This window comes from Planctomonas psychrotolerans (genome assembly GCF_008642235.1).
GTDB classification, from domain to species: Bacteria; Actinomycetota; Actinomycetes; order Actinomycetales; family Microbacteriaceae; genus Planctomonas; species Planctomonas psychrotolerans.
Map to the genome: position 1 here is coordinate 2,406,367 of NZ_SJEV01000001.1, position 17,746 is coordinate 2,424,112.

11 protein-coding genes, 1 tRNA gene and 1 pseudogene are annotated in these 17,746 nt (G+C 69.3%); 9 read left to right on the forward strand and 4 right to left on the reverse strand.

The genetic code is table 11. From position 1 onward, the window contains the following. Positions 1-15: 15 nt before the first annotated feature. Positions 16-3,189 (forward strand): ATP-dependent helicase, encoded by a 3,174-nt coding sequence (locus tag EY822_RS11100; RefSeq protein WP_150308901.1) that lies wholly within the window; start codon positions 16-18, stop codon positions 3,187-3,189. Here EY822_RS11100 and EY822_RS11105 read toward each other — a convergent pair. Then, positions 3,138-4,178: a phosphotransferase gene (locus EY822_RS11105; protein ID WP_150308316.1), complete on the reverse strand. Its 1,041-nt coding sequence runs from the start codon at positions 4,176-4,178 to the stop codon at positions 3,138-3,140. The genes EY822_RS11100 and EY822_RS11105 overlap by 52 nt on opposite strands. Before the next feature lie 111 nt (positions 4,179-4,289). Here EY822_RS11105 and nudC point away from each other — a divergent pair, with 111 nt between their 5' ends. Further along, positions 4,290-5,270: an NAD(+) diphosphatase gene (gene nudC / locus EY822_RS11110; RefSeq protein WP_150308317.1), complete on the forward strand. Its 981-nt coding sequence runs from the start codon at positions 4,290-4,292 to the stop codon at positions 5,268-5,270. Continuing rightward, the gene (locus EY822_RS11115; protein WP_150308318.1) at positions 5,267-7,012 is read left to right on the forward strand and encodes an ATP-dependent helicase; all 1,746 of its coding nucleotides are present in this window, start codon (positions 5,267-5,269) and stop codon (positions 7,010-7,012) included. Before nudC ends, EY822_RS11115 begins: the two co-directional genes overlap by 4 nt. On the opposite strand, the pseudogene EY822_RS11120 reads toward EY822_RS11115, so the two are convergent. After that, positions 6,966-7,757, reverse strand: a pseudogene (locus EY822_RS11120) (TOMM precursor leader peptide-binding protein); the annotation flags it as partial. The gene EY822_RS11115 and the pseudogene EY822_RS11120 sit on opposite strands and share 47 nt — an antisense overlap. A 93-nt stretch (positions 7,758-7,850) precedes the next feature. Between EY822_RS11120 and EY822_RS11125 the strand changes: the two are divergent. After that, the gene (locus tag EY822_RS11125; RefSeq protein WP_150308319.1) at positions 7,851-8,912 is read left to right on the forward strand and encodes an NAD(P)/FAD-dependent oxidoreductase; all 1,062 of its coding nucleotides are present in this window, start codon (positions 7,851-7,853) and stop codon (positions 8,910-8,912) included. A 51-nt stretch (positions 8,913-8,963) separates the two neighbouring features. Here the strand turns inward: EY822_RS11125 and EY822_RS11130 are convergent, their stop codons facing one another. Beyond that, positions 8,964-10,328, reverse strand: a complete 1,365-nt coding sequence (locus EY822_RS11130) for a zinc-dependent metalloprotease (RefSeq protein WP_150308320.1) — start codon at positions 10,326-10,328, stop codon at positions 8,964-8,966. 187 nt (positions 10,329-10,515) lie between these two features. On the opposite strand from EY822_RS11130, the gene EY822_RS11135 reads away from it, so the two are divergent. From EY822_RS11135 to EY822_RS11150, 4 genes are all read left to right on the forward strand, one after another. After that, entirely contained in the window at positions 10,516-11,628 is a 1,113-nt protein-coding gene (locus EY822_RS11135; RefSeq protein ID WP_150308321.1) for a YlbL family protein, read from the forward strand. A 51-nt stretch (positions 11,629-11,679) separates the two neighbouring features. Then, on the forward strand, positions 11,680-14,616 hold the full coding sequence (locus tag EY822_RS11140) for a UPF0182 family membrane protein (RefSeq protein WP_227497224.1): 2,937 nt from the start codon (positions 11,680-11,682) through the stop codon (positions 14,614-14,616). 101 nt (positions 14,617-14,717) lie between these two features. Then, positions 14,718-14,791, forward strand: a tRNA-Met gene (locus EY822_RS11145). A gap of 130 nt (positions 14,792-14,921) precedes the next feature. Further along, on the forward strand, positions 14,922-15,737 hold the full coding sequence (locus EY822_RS11150) for a carbon-nitrogen hydrolase family protein (protein WP_150308322.1): 816 nt from the start codon (positions 14,922-14,924) through the stop codon (positions 15,735-15,737). Positions 15,738-15,747: 10 nt separating this feature from the next. On the opposite strand, the gene EY822_RS11155 is transcribed toward EY822_RS11150, so the two are convergent. Further along, on the reverse strand, positions 15,748-16,950 hold the full coding sequence (locus EY822_RS11155; RefSeq protein WP_150308323.1) for an aminotransferase class I/II-fold pyridoxal phosphate-dependent enzyme: 1,203 nt from the start codon (positions 16,948-16,950) through the stop codon (positions 15,748-15,750). Here EY822_RS11155 and EY822_RS11160 point away from each other — a divergent pair. Further along, positions 16,949-17,626 (forward strand): hypothetical protein, encoded by a 678-nt coding sequence (locus EY822_RS11160; protein ID WP_150308324.1) that lies wholly within the window; start codon positions 16,949-16,951, stop codon positions 17,624-17,626. The genes EY822_RS11155 and EY822_RS11160 overlap by 2 nt on opposite strands. Positions 17,627-17,746 lie beyond the last annotated feature (120 nt).

The window sequence follows — 17,746 nt, forward strand, 5'->3', positions numbered from 1 at the left end:
ACGGCCATCGGTGCGATGGATCTGGCCGCACGGCTCGGCCAACCGTCCCCCACGCCGCAGCAGGTCGCGGTGATCGAGGCGCCCCTCACCCCCGCTCTGGTGGTCGCCGGTGCCGGCAGCGGCAAGACCGAGACGATGGCGAACCGGGTGCTGTGGCTGCTCGCCAACGGACTGGTCCGTGAGGAGGAGGTGCTCGGTCTCACCTTCACGCGCAAGGCCGCGGGGGAGCTGACGCAGCGCATCGGGGCGCGCATCGGGCAGCTGCGCTCCGCGGGGCTGCTGCCGTCGGCCGACGGCTTCGAGCAGCCGACCGTATCCACGTACAACTCGTTCGCCAACGCGATCTTCCGCGACAACGCCCTGCTGGTGGGGCGCGAACCCGAGTCGGTGCTCCTCAGCGACTCCGCGGCGTGGCTGCTCGCCCGCTCCATCGTGCGATCGAGCGGTGATGAGCGCCTGGTGCCGCTCGCGCGGTCGCTCGGCTCGGTCACCGATGCGGTCCTCGAGCTGAGCCGCGAGATCGGCGAGAACATCGTCGACTCGTCCCGTGTCGTGCGGCTGGTCGAGCAGTTCTCCTACCTGACCGACCTGCCGTACACCGACGGAGCGCCGAAGAACGCCCCGTACGCCTCGGTGACCAAGGCGGTCGACGCCCTCGGGGCGCTCCCGGTGATCGTGGAACTCGCCGACCGGTACGCCGCCGAGAAGAAGAGACGCGGACTCGTGGAGTACTCCGACCAGGTGGCGCTCGCGCTCGCGGTGTGCGAGCGCAGCCCCGGAGTGCCGGCCGAGTACCGGTCGAGGTATCGGGTCGTGCTCCTCGACGAGTACCAGGACACGTCGGTGGTGCAGACCCGGCTGCTGTCCACCCTGTTCGCCGGCCACGGCGTCATGGCGGTGGGGGATCCGCACCAGTCCATCTACGGCTGGCGCGGTGCCAGCGCCGCGAACCTGGCGCGCTTCGAGCGCGACTTCGGTGGGGGTGAGCCGATCGCCGACTTCGCCCTCTCGACGAGCTGGCGCAATGCCACCACGGTGCTGGCCGCAGCGAACGCCGTCGTGGCGCCGCTCACGGCGGCGAGTTCGGTGCGCGTCGAGCCGCTCTCCGCCCGGCCCGGAGCGCCCGTCGGGAGTGTGGTCGCTCGCTACGCGGAGACGGTCGAGGAGGAGGCCACCGGCATCGCCGACTGGCTCGCCGACGGGCTCGACACCCGTCGACCGGACGGCGAGCGGCGCAGTGCGGCCATCCTCTTCCGCACCCGTAGCGCGATGGGGCTGTTCGCGGAGGCGCTCGCCGAGCGCGGGGTGCCGCATCACGTGCTCGGCATCGGCGGTCTGCTGCTCGCGCCCGAGATCGTCGATCTGGTGAGCACGCTCCGGGTCATGAGCGATCCATCCGCGGGGTCTCCTCTCGTGCGGCTGCTGGGCGGGGCCCGGTGGGCGATCGGGGTAGCCGACCTTCAGCACCTGTCCCGGGTGGCCGGCTGGCTGCACGCCCGCGACTGGGCGCAGCAGCGGCTGGCCGACGACATCACCGACCGGATGCGGGAGTCGGTTGCCGCGGAGGACGGGCGCTCCATCGTCGACGCCCTCGACTTCGTCACGGAGGCGCCGGAGGGGCACGGGCAGCTCGCCGGATTCAGCGCGCCGGGCCTCGCCCGGTTGCGCGCGGCGGGACGCCAGCTGGCGTTCTTCCGGTCCCGCGCCGGTCTTCCGCTGCCCGACCTGGTCCGACTCGTGGAGCAGGAGCTGCTTCTCGACATCGAGGTGTCGGCGAACGACACGGCCGCGCTCGGTCTCGCCAACCTGTACGCCTTCCACGACGAACTCGACGGCTTCCTCGCGAGCGACGACCTGGCCACCCTCGGCAGCTTCCTGGGCTGGCTCGATCGTGCGGAGCGCGAGGACACCATGGGTCCGCGCAGCGAGAACGCAGAGCCGGGCTCGGTGCAGCTCCTCACCATCCACGGCGCCAAGGGACTCGAGTGGGACCTGGTGGTGGTGCCCCGCCTGGTCGCCGACGAGCTGCCGAACAAACCGAGGGAGGGCACCGGATGGGTGCGCTTCGGCAAGCTGCCGTACGAGTTCCGGGGGGACGCGGCGGAACTGCCGCACCTGGCCTGGCGGGGTCTCGCCACCCAGAAGGAGTTCGACACCAACCTCGCCGCGTACGCCGTCGCCCTCGCGGAGCGTCACCGCGCCGAGGAGCGCCGGCTCGCCTACGTCGCCCTCACCCGTGCCCGCGAGCACCTGCTGCTCACGGGGTCGTTCTGGTCATCGACGACGAAACCGCGTTTCGCCAGCGTCTTCCTGCTCGAGCTGCTCGCCGCGGATCTGGTGAACGACGACGTCCCCCTCGACAGCGCCCACGAGACGAACCCGCGCGCCGGGGCGGAACTGACCGTGTCTTGGCCGCTCGACCCGCTGGGCGCCCGCCGGGCGCGGGTGGAGCGGGCGGCGGCGGCGGTGCAGGCCGCGGCCACGACCGAGAAACCCGATGCGGGGCGGTGGCAGCGCGACCTCGACCTGCTGCTCGCCGAACGCGACCGTGCCATGGAACGCGCGGGGACGGTGGAGCTGCCCACGCGCATCCCCGCGTCGCGATTCAAGGACTTCGTGACCGATCCCGCGAAGGTGGCGTCGAGTCTGCGGCGGCCCATGCCGGAACGGCCCTTCCGGCAGACACGCCTCGGCACCCTGTTCCACGACTGGGTCGAGTCGCGATTCGGCCCGGCCGGCAGCGGTGACCTCATCGACGCGCTACCGGTCGAGGCCGACATCGATCCGCTGGAGAACCCACTCGACCGGGCCGAACTCGAACGGTTGCAACGCACCTTCGAGCGATCGGAGTGGGCGGGGCTCCAGCCCGTTGCGGTGGAGGTCGAGATCCACGTGCGCATCGCCGACCAGATCGTGATCTGCAAGATCGACGCGGTCTACGAGATCGACGGTCGTTACCGTGTCGTCGACTGGAAGACCGGGAAGGCGCCGACGACCGCGGCGGACCTGGAACTGCGTCAGCTGCAGCTCGCGCTCTACCGGCTCGCGTTCGCCCGCTGGAAGGGCATCGACCCCGACCTCATCGACGCGGAGTTCTACTACGTGTCCGAGGACCGGGTCATCCGCCCCGACCGGATTTACTCGGAGAGCGACCTGCGGTCGTTGTGGTCGGAGTCGTTGGAGGGCTGACGGTGGGTATCGAGCATCTTCTCCACCTCGTTCAGATCCATCGCGGGCGGGGTCTCGGAGGAGATCGGGGTGCGCACGTCGCTGTGGACGCTGTCCACGAGCGCATCGAGCATCGACACCGCATCATCGGTGATCGCCCGGTTGTGCGTCTCCGTGCCGTGCAGCAGCCAGCGAGCGACCTCGAGTTCCGCGTACAGTGTGGCGCGCTGGGTGAGGCGCCGGTCGACGGTCACCTGCCGGGCGTTGTGATACGCGGAGAGCACCGACTCGGGGACGTGGTGGTCGCGTGCCCCCAGCACCCAGTTGAGGTCGCGGGCGGGGTCGCCGACCCGCAACTCCGACCAGCCGAGAACGGCGGTCACGTGGCCGCCGTCGGCCAGGAACGAGGACGCGCGCAGCGACCCGTTCACCACCGCCGGCTGGAACTGCCAAAGCGAGCCGTCACCGAGGGCTTTCTCCCATCGGGCGAGGAGCGAGGCCGGCACCAGGCCCGTGCCCGAGGCCGTGTCGACGAGGTTGGCGGCGGCGCGCTGCACGTCGGACGCCGACGCTACCGGCAGGCCGGCGTCGGCCACGAACGCCGTGGGCAGACTGTGGACCGCCGCAACGGCCCGTCCGATGGATGCGGCCAGCCCATCACCGGCCGGGATGTCGCCGAGGGCGACCGGGCGGCCGGGAAGCAGCTCGTACACGTAGGCACGCGTCGGCGAGATCGGCGCCTCACCGAGGAACGTCGCTACCTGAAAGGGGAGCCGGGCGCGCACGCCGGCGCTCAGGGTGCGCAATGCGGCGAGATCCGCCGTCTGCTCGGTTTCGGCGACCTTGGTGGTCGGCACGCGCACGACCAGTTCGCGCCCGTCCGGGGCGTGGATCAGGGCGGAATCGAAGTCGCCCTGCGTTCCGTATCCGAAGCGGGCGGTGCGCACGACGTCGAGCCCGGCGACCGCCGAGGTGGCCAACGCGGCTAGAGTGAGGGGGGATCTGGCCATGCCTTACAGGTTAGGTCGATCAGCGGCTCGAGAGCCTGTGCGCCACGCAGTTAGTCGTAAGGCCCGGTCTCGCCGTCGCTACTTCCTTCCACTCCTTCCGATGGGACACCGATGTCGAAACCCTTCCTGCAACGACTGCCGCTCTCCCGCCAGGAAGTCGACCGCGACTACCTCGCCCGCTCCCGTCCGGACCTCTTCGATGAGCTCTGGGCCGACCCGACCACCCGCGTACTGCCGCTGTGGAAGGGCCTCACGCTCGGCCGGGTGGATCCCGTGGGCGAGGACGAGTTCGGCGAACACGAGCGGGGTGAGATGGCGCTCGACCTCAAGACGACCGATGAGGTACCGAGTGCGGTCGTGCGCATCTACCTCGGCCGCACCACCACGGCGGCCGCCCGCGAGCCCGCCGGCACGCGCGTCGTCACGAGCGTGCTCTCCGACGCTGCCGCCCGCGAGCTCGAGCCCGATGAGGCACTGTGGATCAACCTCCGCGACTCGGCCACGCAGTTCTCGCCCCGCGACGCCGGCCTGTTCACCGAGGCCCTCGCCATCGCCAACTGGCACTCCTCCCACACCTACTCGCCGCGCACCGGCGAACCGACCATCGTGGGTGAGGGCGGGTGGGTGCGGCGCAGCCCGTCCGACGGATCCGAGGTGTTCCCGCGCACCGACGCCGCCATCATCGTGGGCGTCATCGACGACGAGGACCGGATCCTGCTCGGCGCCAACGCGAACTGGGGCGGCACGCGGTACTCGCTCCTCGCCGGTTTCGTGGAGCCGGGCGAGTCCTTCGAGGCCGCCGTCGTGCGGGAGATCTTCGAGGAATCCGGGATCACGGTCACCGACCCCAAGTATCTCGGCAGCCAGCCCTGGCCGTTCCCCGCGTCGATCATGGTCGGCTTCACCGCGCGCCTGGACACGACCGCCGACATCGAGTTGAAGCCCGACGGCACCGAGATCATCGACCTGCGCTGGTTCAGCCGGGCGGACATCGACCGGGCCGAGGTCGGCCTTCCCGGACGCTCGTCCATCGCTCGCGCCATCCTCGAGGAGTGGTACGGAGGCCCGATCCCCGACGGGGCCTCTCGATGACGGATGCCGCACGGCAGCCGACGGAGAGCACCGCCGAGTCGCTGCTCGAGGCCCTCGACGACGAGCAGCGCGTCGCCGCGCAGGCTCTGCTCGGGCCGGTCGTGCTGCTCGCGGGTGCCGGGACCGGCAAGACCCGGGCCATCACCCACCGGATCGCCTACGGAATCGCGTCGGGGGTGTATCCGCCGAACCGTGTGATGGCGCTCACCTTCACGGCGCGCGCGGCGGGAGAGCTGCGGAGCCGACTGCGAGCGCTCGGGGCCGGCCCGGTTGCGGCGCGCACCTTCCACGCCGCAGCGCTGTCCCAGCTGAACTACTTCTGGCCCCAGGTGATCGGTGGATCGATGCCGCGCCTCATCCCGAGCAAGGGTCGCATGCTCGGGCACGCCGCGGAGACGATCGGGCTGAAGCTCGACACCGCGTCCCTGCGCGACATGGCGGCGGAGGTGGAGTGGCGCAAGGTGTCGAAGCTGAGCATCGACGCCTACGCCCTCGCCGCCCGCACGACGAGGACTCTGCCGCAACGCGTGAGCGTCGATGCCGCGGTCGACCTGCTGCAGGCGTACGAGGACGTGAAGGATGCGCGACGGCAGCTCGACTTCGAGGACGTGCTGCTCGCTACCGCCGGGATGGTGGAGTCGGAGCCGTGGGTGGCTCAGCAGGTGCGGGAGCAGTACCGCTTCTTCGTGGTGGACGAGTACCAGGATGTGTCGCCCCTGCAGCAGGACCTCCTGTCCCTGTGGCTCGGGGACCGCAGCGACCTGTGCGTGGTCGGCGACGCCAGTCAGACCATCTACTCCTTCGCCGGGGCGTCGAGCGACTTCCTCCTCGGCTTCCCCTCGCGCTACCCCGACGCCACGGTCGTGCGACTCGAGCACAACTATCGATCGACGCCGCACATCACCGATGCGGCGAACCGGCTGATGCGTGGCCGCCCCGGAGCCCTCACCCTCGTGGCATCCGCGCACGCCGACGAGGGCCCGGCCCCGGTCGTCACCTCGTATCCGAACGACCTCGCCGAAGCCCGCGGGGTGGCGGCCGCCGTCGCCGAGCAGATCACCGCCGGAACGAAGCCGGAGGACATCGCGGTGCTGTACCGGGTGAACATGCAGGCGGCCACCCTCGAGAACGCGCTGACCGATGCCGGCATCAGCTTCCAGGTGCGAGGATCGCAACGGTTCTTCGACCTGCCGGAGGTGAAGCAGGCGATCATGACTCTGCGGGCGGCGTCCGTGTCGATCCTCGGAGAGCCGTTGTTCAAGTCGGTGAGCGACGTGCTGAGGTCGCTCGGCTGGACCCAGCATCCGCCGGAAGCCCGCGGGGCGGTGCGGGACCGATGGGAGTCCCTCGACGCGCTGATGGGGCTCGCGGAGCAGATGCCGCCCGGCACCACGTTCCGGCAGTTCACCGATGAACTGCTCGAACGCCAGTCGGGTCAGCACGAACCGACCGTGTCGGCCGTCACCCTCGCGACCCTGCACTCGGCGAAGGGCCTCGAGTGGGACGCCGTGCACCTCGTCGGTCTCAGCGAGGGGCTCGTACCCATCAGTTATGCGGGGTCCCTCGCCGCCGTGGACGAGGAGCGGCGCTTGCTCTACGTGGGCATCACGCGGGCTCGGCGAGACCTGCGGCTGTCGTGGAGCGAGGCCGGGCCGCACCGGTCGGCGGCGCGGGCGCCGTCCCGATTCCTGGCAGAGCTCGACAGCCGCACTCCGGGTGCGGTGGCCACGCGCGTCGGCTGAGCTCGCCCGTGTCGGCGTCGAGGGCGACGGCGACACCGGCGAGCGGATTGCGACCCGCATGCAGCAGCGTGTGCGCCGCTCGCGCGGCCATCGCGGCCGCCTCCGCCGCGACGAGCAGAACCTCCGCGGCTGAGGGGCGGCCGAGCAACTGGGACGCGATCGCCGGCCATGCCGGATCGGCGTCGGTGCGGAACCGGTCGACGCAATGCAGGCAGGGAGTCACGCCCGGCTGCACCAGCGGACCGATGGTCACCCGGGCGTCACCGAAGACGACCGGCAGGAGCGGTATGTCGCGCCTCGCCCAGTACCCGGAGGCGGCAGGGGGAAGCACGTACCGGACGACCGCCACGGCCAGGTCCACGACGGATCCCGCGCGGGCCTCGCTGTGTCCGATCGGTCGCGGCACAGGGGAATGCCCTGCCGCCGAGATCGCCGATCGCACCACCGCCAGGCAGGAGGAGTCACCCTCGACCACCACCCGTCCCGGCCGGGTGACGTGCTCAGCGGTCGCGAGTGCGGGACGTACCCTGGCGAGCACTGCCGCGACGGCATGCTCGTCGGCGCCGAACGAGCGGCCGATCATGTCGAGGCCCGACCTGCTCACGCCGGCGGCGAGGGCGGCGAGCAGGTGTTCCTCGGCGGTGGTGACGTCGTGCAGCAGCACGATCGGCCGGTCGACGCCGATCTGCAACGAGGTGGGGGACCGCCAGACGACGGGCAGGGAGGGCTTCAGCGCGAGAATCATCCGCGCAGGATGCACCAGCGGCGGGGTGCCCGCGCAAGTTTTCCACAGTAGACGCTCCGCGCTCGCTAGCCTGTAAGCGGAACGGAGAAGAGGGTGACGTCAGGCGTCGTCGTCGTAGTGGGTGCCGGCATCGTCGGCGCATCGGTCGCGTATCACCTCGCGCGTTCCGGAGCCGCTGTCGCCCTCATCGACCGGAGTCTGCCCGGGTGCGGTGCCACCGGCGAGTCCTTCGGCTGGATCGGCGACGCAACGGGGGATTGGCCCGGCGGCGCCCAGGACCTCCGCCCGCACGTGCTCTCCGAGTATTCGTCCCTCGGGGAGGTGCTTCCGCTCGACGTCCGCTGGACCGGCTCGCTCGCCTGGATCGCTCCGGCCGGTGGGCGAGGGCCCCGTCCTCCCGTGCTCGGGCCGACGCAGCGCCTGCTCGACGAGGAGGCGGTACGTCGGCTGGAGCCGAGCCTGCGCGTGGCACCCGATTCCGCGGTGCATTCCGCGACCGATGGCGCGGTGGACCCCGTGTCGATGACGGAAACGTTGGTCCGCGCCGCCCGCGCGCACGGTGCCGCCGTGCTGTTCGGCGGAACGGTTCTCGACGTCCGCATCCGCGCCGGGCGGGTGTCGGGTGTGTCGACCTCCGTCGGTGAACTCGAGTGCGCGCAGGTCGTGCTGGCGAACGGTACCGATGCGCCCGCACTCTGCGCACCCCTCGGCACGCGCCTCCCGGTCACCTCGTCCCCGGCCGTGCTGCTGCGCCTCCGCGCGCGGGCCGGAACGGTTCGGACCCTGATCGCGCACCCGGAATTCGAGGTGCGCGGCGTCGGTGGCGGGCACCTCGTGGCGACGACGACGTACGGCGGAGAGACGAGCTCGGCGGAACTCGCCGAGCGGGGCCGGCGGATCGCCCACAGTCTGACCACCGTCTTCGGCGCATCGGCCCGCATCCGTCTCGACAGCGTGCGGGTGGGGATGCGACCGATGCCCGCCGACGGTGCGCCCATCGTCGGCTGGCTCGACGGAGTGGCCGGGGCCTATGTGGCGGTGGCCCACTCGGGCGTGACCCTGGCGCCTCTCCTCGGCAGACTCGTGGCGGAGGAGATCCTCCGCGCCACCTCCGCGCCGGAGTTGGCGCGGTGCCGCCCGTCGCGTTTCTCCTGAGCGGCGACGAGCCTCGGAGCGGGTGGACTACGCGAGCGGGTGAACTATCCGTCAGACCGGTCGGGGTTCATCCCCGTCCGGACCGCCGCCCTCGATCGGGCGGTCGCCGCTGTCGCGCAGCAGGTCTTCGAGCGCCTGGTCCACCTCATCGGGTTCCGGCGCACCGCCCTTCAGGCGAGCGACGAGAGCCGCCGGGTCGTCGATGTCGGCGGACGTCGGGAGCACATCGGGATGCGACCACAGCGCATCCCGCCCCTCGGCACCGACGCCGTCGGTCACCGCCTGCCACATCGCCGCGGCCTCGCGGAGTCGGCGCGGACGGAGCTCAAGACCGACGAGGGTGGAGAACGCCGTCTCGGCGGGACCACCGGTGGCGCGGCGCCGCTTGACCGTCTCGGCGATGGCGTCCGACTTCGGCAGGCGACCGGTCGCCTCCAAGGTCACGACGTCGACCCAGCCCTCGATGAGGGCGAGCATCGTCTCGAGGCGCCCCAGCGCGGCAACCTGAGCATCGGTCTTCGGCGGGATCAGCGAACCGCTCACCATCGCCTGACGCAGTTCCTCCACGTTCGACGGGTCGAAGCTCTCGGCCAGCTCCTGCAGCCTCGAGGTGTCGATATGGATGCCCCTCGCGTACTCGGTGATCGACGTGATGAGCTGCAGTCGCAGCCACTTCGCGTGCCGGAACAGCCGAGCGTGCGCGAGCTCCCGCACCGCGAGGTAGATCTGCACCTGCGTCTTGTCGATGTCGAGACCGGCGCCGAAGTCGGCCACGTTCTGCGGAAGGATGGCGGCCTGCTGCTCGTCGAGCAGGGGGATGCCGATGTCGCCACCGGACACCACCTCGCACGCCAATTGGCCCACTGCGTGGCCGAGCTGCATCGCGAACAGCGTGCCGCCCACGTTGCGCATGAGTTCACTGGCGCCCTGCATCATGCCGGCCATCTCCTCCGGCGCCTGCTCGGTGAGCACCTGGGTGAGCGCATCCGAGATGCTGGTCGCCACGGGTTCGGCGAGCTGGATCCAGATCGGCATCGTGGCGGTGATCCATTCCCCGCGACTCATCAGCTTCGGCGCAGCGGTCAGCTCGCTCACGTAGGTCACTTCGCCGAGCCACAGCCCCGCGACGCCGAACGCCGCGGTGAGCTCGGATCGCGCGGCGTCCGAGATCGACTCGGCCGTTCGGTTCGCCAGCGCCTTGGCCTGATCGGTGGCGACTCCCCAGTTGATCCCGTCCCCGCTCGACTGCAGCGCGCTCTGCAACTGCATCATCAGTTGGCGCACCACCTCGGGGTCGGCGGGCAGTCCCGCGGCGCCCGCCAGTTGCGCGGGGTCGAGTCCGGAGTTGCCGCTCAGGAACTCCCGGAGCATGTCGCGGAACTCGTCTTCCGGGTTCGGTTGCTGGTCGTCAGCCATTCGAAAACTCTCCTGGATTCATCGCGCCTCGGGCGGCTTCGTTCACAGCCGTGGAATCTACGCTAGCGCGCGGGCCCTGCCGAAGAACCCGATTGTCCTATGGTGGGAGGTTGTGGCTTGCGCCACGGGCGAACACCCACCGTCACCCACGATTCTGGGAACCCGAGAGCAGTAGGAGCATGTGCCGGTGAGTTCATTCGCCCCGTACCCGGCCGACGGTGCGCTGTCCCGTCGAGGGAAGCTCGGCTGGGCCCTGATCCTCGTGTCGTTCGTGCTCATCCTCATCCTCAGCGCCGTGCCGAGCCCGTACGTGATCGAGCAGCCGGGACCGGTCTACGACACCCTCGGGTCGAACGAGGCCGTGGGCGGCGGAGAGCCCCGGCCGCTCATCGACATCCCCGACGCCCGCACCTACGACTCGACGGGCGAACTCAATCTGCTCACCGTCAGCGTGGTCGGGAACCCGGAGAACCTCCCGCACTGGCTCGACGTCGCGACGGCGTGGTTCACCCCGAGCAAGGCCGTGGTGCCGGTCGAGTCGGTGTACCCGCCGAATGTGAGTACGGAGGACCGGAACCAGGAGAACCGCATCCTCATGGTCAACTCGCAGCGGGACGCCGTGGCCGCCGCGCTCACCGAGTTGGGGTACGAGGTTCCGCGCACACTGAGCGTGGAGAGCGTGATCGACGGATCACCGGCAACGGGCGTCCTGGAGGAGGGCGACTCCATCACCACCGTCGGCGGAGACCCGGTCGTCGACCTGGCGCATCTGCGGGAAAGGATCGCCGCGAACGGGGCCTCCGCGCCTCTCGAGTTCGGCCTGCTCCGTCAGGGCACCGCGATGACCCTCAGCGTGACACCGGAGGAACGGAACGGAACTCCCGCCATCGGTGTCCTGATCGCCACCGAGTACACCTTCCCCTTCGACGTCGAGATCGAGTTGGACGACGTGGGTGGTCCGAGCGCCGGCATGATGTTCGCGCTCGGGATCATGGAGAAGCTGACACCCGAGCAGCTGACCGGCGGCGAGGTCATCGCGGGCACCGGCACGATCGATGCGCAGGGCACGGTGGGTCCTATCGGCGGCATCCGGCAGAAACTGTTCGGCGCGGAACGGGCTGGTGCGGACTTCTTCCTCGCGCCCTCCGCCAACTGCGACGAGGTGGTCGGCAATGTGCCCGATGGCCTGGAGGTTTTCGCCGTCGCGACGCTCGACGACGCCCTCGCCGCGCTGGGCGCCATCGCCGCGGATTCCGGCTATTCCGGCCTGCCGCGCTGCACAGCACCGTCCCAGAACTGAGCCGTTACGCTGGGAGGGCTCACAGCCCACAATTGAACCAGAGGCATCTACTTGACTTCTCCAGCAGCCGAGCCCGCCAAGCGCACCCGCACCCCGATAGGAATCACCGCCGCGATCCTGGGCGCTCTCGTGATCGCCTTCTTCGTGTTCGCCGGTTTCTACGCAGACGTTCTCTGGTACGACCAGCTGGGCTACCTCGGAGTGCTCCTGACGCAGTGGGGGAGCACCCTCGCCCTCTTCCTCATCGGTTTCCTGGCCATGGCGATCCCGGTGTTCCTCAGCATTCAGATCGCCTACCGCTCCCGCCCGGTCTACGCCAAGCTGAACTCGCAGCTCGACCGGTACCAGCAGGTCATCGAGCCGCTCCGCCGCCTCGCGATGGTGGCCATTCCGGCGGTCCTCGGCCTGTTCGCCGGCGTATCGGCCGCGGCCCGCTGGCAGGGCACTCTGGAGTTCCTGAACCGCACGCCGTTCGGCACCACCGACCCGCAGTTCGGGCTCGACATCTCCTTCTACATCTTCGAGCTGCCCTTCTACCAGGGGCTCGTGGGCTTCGCCTCGGCCGTGGTGCTGCTGTCGACCCTCGCAGCGCTCGCCACCAGCTACCTCTACGGCGCCATCCACGTCAACGGCCGGGAGGTGCGGATCTCGAAGAGCTCGCGCATCCAGATCGCGGTCCTCGCCGCGCTCTACCTGGCCCTGCAGGCGGTCAGCATCTGGCTCGACCAGTACACCACCGTCACCGGCACGAGCACCGGCGGACTGTTCACCGGCGCGAGCTACACCGACGTCAACGCCATCATCCCCGTCCGGCCGATCCTCGCGATCGCCGCGGCGATCGTCGCCGTGTTCTTCATCGTCACGGCGGTCATCGGCCGCTGGCGTCTCCCGATCATCGGAACCGCGCTGCTCATCGTCAGCAGCATCCTGTTCGGCTCGGCGTACCCGTTCCTCATCCAGCGCTTCCAGGTGGACCCGAGCGAGAAGACACTCGAGGCGGAGTACCTGCAGCGCAACATCGACTCGACGCGCGACGCCTACGGCCTCAGCGACGTCGAAGAGATTCCGTTCGACGCCACCACGGATGCCTCCCCGGGGGCGCTCCGCGAGGACGCGACGACCACCGCTAACATCCGCATCCTCGACCCGTCCATCGTGGGCCCGGCCTTCGACCAGCTGCAGCAGTTCCGGCAGTACTACCAGTTCACCCCCGAGGTGCTGGACGTCGACCGTTACACGATCGACGGCGAGGTCCAGGACACCGTCGTCGCGCTGCGCGAGCTCAACCTGAACGGCCTCGAGGGCAACCCCTCGTGGGTCAACACGCACCTCGTGTACACCCACGGCTACGGGCTGGCCGCCGCATACGGCAACCAGCGCACCACCGACGGTGAGCCGCGGTTCCTGCAGGGCAGCATCCCCTCCAGTGGTGCGCTCGGCGAATTCGAACCGCGCATCTACTTCGGTCAGAGCTCGCCCGAGTACTCGATCGTCGGGGGCGAAGAGGGTGCGAATGTCGAGTTCGACTACCCCGCCGGGCGTGACGGAGCCGAGGAGACCTACACGACGTTCCAGGGCGACGCTGGGCCGACGCTCGACAACGTGTTCAAGCGCCTCATCTACGCCCTCAAGTTCCAGTCCGAGCAGATCGTCCTCGCCGACCAGGTGACGAACGACTCGCAGATCCTGTACGACCGCGACCCGGCCGTCCGGGTGCAGAAGGCGGCACCGTACCTCACGCTCGACGAGGATCCGTACCCCTCGGTCGTCGACGGCAAGATCGTGTGGATCGTCGACGGGTACACGACGAGCGCCGAGTACCCGTACTCGGACATCCGCTCGCTCGGTGACACGATCGCCGACACGAACTCGCCGAACCCGACCCTCGCGGTGGACAACATCAACTACATGCGCAACGCCGTGAAGGCCACGGTCGACGCGCATGACGGCAAGGTCACGCTCTATGCCTGGGACGAGACCGACCCGATCCTCGAGACCTGGCGGAAGATCCTCCCCACCACCATCGAGCCCATCAGCGAGATGTCCGGTGACCTGATGAGCCACGTGCGGTATCCCTCGGATCTGTTCAAGGTGCAGCGCGCCGTGCTCGGTCAGTACCACGTGAAGACCGCCGACGCGTTCTACTCGCAGCAGGACGCGTGGACCACGCCGAACGACCCGGTGACCACCGAGGACCAGCTCCAGCCGCCGTACTACCTCACCCTGCAGATGCCGGGTCAGGAGTCGTCGTCGTACTCGCTCTACTCCAGCTTCATTCCGCGCCGCACGGGTGAGGGCAGCCGCAACGTGCTGACCGGTTACCTCGGCGTCGACTCCGATGCCGGTTCCAGCGACGGCGAGAAGGCGGAGGGCTACGGCACGCTTCGCCTGCTCGACCTGAGCAACGACAACACGATCCCAGGCCCTGGCCAGGTGCAGAACACGTTCACCACGAACCCCGAGGTCGCCAACCAGTTGGCGCTCCTCACCCGCGGTGACACGACGATCGAACGCGGCAACCTGCTGACCCTCCCGGTCGGTGGCGGACTGCTCTACGTGCAGCCGGTGTACGTGCGATCGACCGGAGAGACCAGCTACCCGCTGCTCCGCAAGATCCTCGTGGCGTTCGGCGATCAGATCGCGTTCGAGGACACCCTCGACGTCGCCCTGGACACGCTGTTCGGCGGAGACTCGGGAGCCGACGCCGGTGACACCGATGTGCCTGCCGAGCCCGGTGCGCCCGTCGATGTCGATGGTGACGGCACGACCGATCCCGCGCCCGACGCTGAGACGCCGCCCGCCGGCGCTCCCGCGCCGAGCACACCGGTCGACCCCAGCGACGCCCGCGCGGTCGCGTTGGCCGACGCCAACGCAGCCCTGCAGGAGCGCGAGGCGGCCTACCGCTCGGGCGACCTGGTGGCGGCCGCCGAGGCCGACCAGCGTTTCGTAGAAGCGGTGCAGCGCGCCATCGAGGCGGAGACCGAGTAGCTCTTCCGGAGCCGATCGGATCGCGATGAGGCCGGGAGGACGGGGTGCACGACGCCCTGTCCTCCCGGCCTTTCGGGTTGTGGTAGTGTTTTCTCTTGTGCCGCGGGGTGGAGCAGTTCGGTAGCTCGCTGGGCTCATAACCCAGAGGTCGCAGGTTCAAATCCTGTCCCCGCAACAAATGGAAGTCCCGGTCTCGTTCGAGACCGGGACTTCTGTCGTTGGTGGATGCGCCCGCCTGCGGTCCTGTCGCGGTCCAGGGGTGTACACCTTCCCGCCGCGCGACGCCCCGCGCCTAGGCTGGCGTCATGGCTACGCATCCTCCCGACTTCGGCGTCGCGGTCGCCCAATTCGCGCCAGGCGACGACACCGCCGCCAACCTCCGGTCCATGACCGCCCTCGCAGCAGTTGCCGCCGAGAGGGGAGCGTCGATCGTCGTCTTCCCGGAGTACTCCTCGTACTTCGCGAACGAGCTCGGTGAGAACTACGTCTCCGCCGCTGAATCCCTCGACGGACCGTTCGTGTCGGCGCTCGGCGACATGGCCCGCGAACTCCTCATCCATGTGGTCGCGGGCATGGTCGAACGCACCGACGAGATCGGCCGGGTCTCGAACACCCTCGTCGCGGTGGACCCGTCGGGTGCACTCGTGGTCCGATATCGCAAGCAGCACCTGTACGACGCGTTCGGCCAGCGGGAGAGCGACTGGATCCTCGCCGGCGAGGTGACCCAGCCGGAGACCTTCGACGTCAACGGTATGCGCGTGGGGTTGCAGACCTGTTACGACATCCGCTTCCCGGAGGTGAGTCGGCGACTCGTCGACGAGGGTGCCGACCTCATCCTCGTGCCGGCGGAATGGGTGCGCGGCCCGCTCAAGGAACAGCACTGGCGCACGCTCGTCACCGCACGGGCGCTGGAGAACACCGTGTACGTGGCGGCAGCGGATCACGCACCACCCGTGGGAGTGGGGAACAGCATGATCGTGGACCCGATGGGGGTCGAGATGGCGACGATCGGCGAGGCGACCGACGTGGCCGTGGCATGGGTCTCCGCCGAGCGGATCGACGCCGTGCGTCGGATCAACCCGGCGCTCGAGCTCCGTCGCTTCCGCGTCGTGCCGCGCTGACCGTACTGACCTACACCGCGGTTCGCAGGCCCGCGAGCTGTTCGGCGGCGCGCTCGAGGGTTCCCACCTGCTTGCAGAATGCGAAGCGCACCAGGGAGGACAGCTCCTTCGCCGCAGGCTCGTGACAGAACGCGGAGATCGGGATGGCGGCCACGCCCACCAGGTCCGGGAGCCGCCGGCACAGGTCGGCGGCGCTCGAAAAGCCGAGCGGTGCCGCATCCGCGGTGATGAAGTACGACCCCTGCGGTCTACCGAGGGAGAACCCGGCCGCGGAGAGGCCAGCGGCCAGCACGTCCCGTTTGTGCTCGAGGTCGGCGGAGATCGACGCGAAGAACTCGTCGGGCAGTCGGAGGCCCGCGGCGATGGCGGGCTGGAACGGAGCCCCGTTCACATAGGTGAGGAACTGCTTGACCGCGAGAATGGCGGTCACGATGTCGGGCGGACCGCTCAGCCACCCGATCTTCCAGCCCGTGGTGTTGAAGGTCTTCCCCCCGGACGAGATGGTGACGGTGCGCTCGGCCGCGCCCGGCAGCGTCGCGATCGGGATGTGCGGCACACCGAAGGTGAGGTGCTCGTACACCTCGTCGGTCACCAGCAGAGCGTCGTGCTGGTGTGCCAGCTCCACGAGCAGTTCGAGGGTCTGCCGGGTCAGCACTGTTCCGGTGGGGTTGTGCGGATTGTTGACGAGGATGATGCGGGTGCGGTCGGTGACGGCGCGCCGCAGCTCGTCGTGGTCGGGCTGGAAGTCGGGCGCCCGAAGGGTGACCGTGGTGTGCACGCCGTCGGCCAGGCCGATGAGCGCCCCGTAGGCGTCGTAGAAGGGCTCCAGGGTCAGCACCTCGTCCCCGCGCTCCACCAACGCGAGCAGGGTGGCGGCGAGCGCCTCGGTCGCCCCGGCGGTCACCAGCACCTCGCGGTCGGGGTCGACCGTCAGGCCGTAGAAGCGCTGCTGGTGTTCGGCGATCGCCTCGCGCAGCACCGGCATGCCGAGGCCGGGCGGATACTGGTTGAGGCCATTCGCGATCGCCTCCTGAGCGACGCGGAGGACCTCGGCCGGACCGTCCTCATCGGGAAAGCCCTGGCCGAGATTGATGGCACCGGTGCGGCTGGCGAGCGCGCTCATCTCGGCGAAGATTGTGGTGCCGGGAACGCCGTCGCTCCCCATGAGCATGGCTCCGCGTGCTGCTCGCTGCCAGGGACCGGGGATGCTCATGGAACCCCAACTTACCGGGGTCAGGCGTCCAGTGATCGGGCTCGTCGCGACCGACCTGTGGAAACTATGCGCGCCGGGCGCTGCCGTGGCTTACCGTGTTGCCATGGAAAGGGTGCGAGCGCGCGCACGGCTGTGCGGTGCCGCTGCCTGCCTCATTCTGGGAGGCGCCCTCTTCGGTTGTGCGGCGCCCGAGACGGTGCCCACGCCTACGCCGACTGCATCCACGCCGGCAACCGTCTTCGCCTCCGAGGAAGAGGCGTTGGCCGCCGCCGAAAAGGCCTACGCGGACTACCTCGCCATGTCGGATCGAATCGGACGGGAAGGAGGCGCCAATCCGGAGCGATTGCAGGGTTCACTTACTAAAGAATTCCTGGAGTCGGAAGTTGCGGGTTTCAATGATTTTGCAGCCCGAGGTCTTCGACTCGTTGGCGAATCGCAAAGCTACGGCTACCGTTTGCAGTCCGTTTCCCTCAACCCGGAGCAGTTTGAACTGCGGCTCTACGCATGCCTCGACGTTTCGGGGACAGATGTCGTCGATCGAGCTGGATCCTCCGTCGTCCCGGCCGACCGTGATCTGCGTGTACCACTGGAAGTTCAATCCGAGTTGAGCCAAGGACGCCTGCCTCTGCTGCTGAAAGAACCCATCACGTGGAACGGTCAGGACTTCTGCAAATGACCTGGACGCGACTGCTCTTGGGTCTAGTGATCATTACTACCTCGGTGGTTCCCGTTCCGCTCGTCGCTGCGGCCGCGACTGGTTGCTCCGGACGCGATGCCTGGACGGGAGGCTGTCCTA

Excerpts from the sequence above, each read along its gene's own strand:
- EY822_RS11150 (WP_150308322.1), top strand. The coding sequence starts at position 14,922 with ATGGCTACGCATCCTCCCGACTTCGGCGTCGCGGTCGCCCAATTCGCG.
- EY822_RS11115 (WP_150308318.1), top strand. The coding sequence starts at position 5,267 with ATGACGGATGCCGCACGGCAGCCGACGGAGAGCACCGCCGAGTCGCTG.
- EY822_RS11105 (WP_150308316.1), bottom strand. The coding sequence starts at position 4,178 with ATGGCCAGATCCCCCCTCACTCTAGCCGCGTTGGCCACCTCGGCGGTC.
- EY822_RS11160 (WP_150308324.1), top strand. The coding sequence starts at position 16,949 with ATGGAACCCCAACTTACCGGGGTCAGGCGTCCAGTGATCGGGCTCGTC.
- EY822_RS11130 (WP_150308320.1), bottom strand. The coding sequence starts at position 10,328 with ATGGCTGACGACCAGCAACCGAACCCGGAAGACGAGTTCCGCGACATG.
- EY822_RS11100 (WP_150308901.1), top strand. The coding sequence starts at position 16 with ATGGATCTGGCCGCACGGCTCGGCCAACCGTCCCCCACGCCGCAGCAG.
- EY822_RS11155 (WP_150308323.1), bottom strand. The coding sequence starts at position 16,950 with ATGAGCATCCCCGGTCCCTGGCAGCGAGCAGCACGCGGAGCCATGCTC.
- nudC (WP_150308317.1), top strand. The coding sequence starts at position 4,290 with ATGTCGAAACCCTTCCTGCAACGACTGCCGCTCTCCCGCCAGGAAGTC.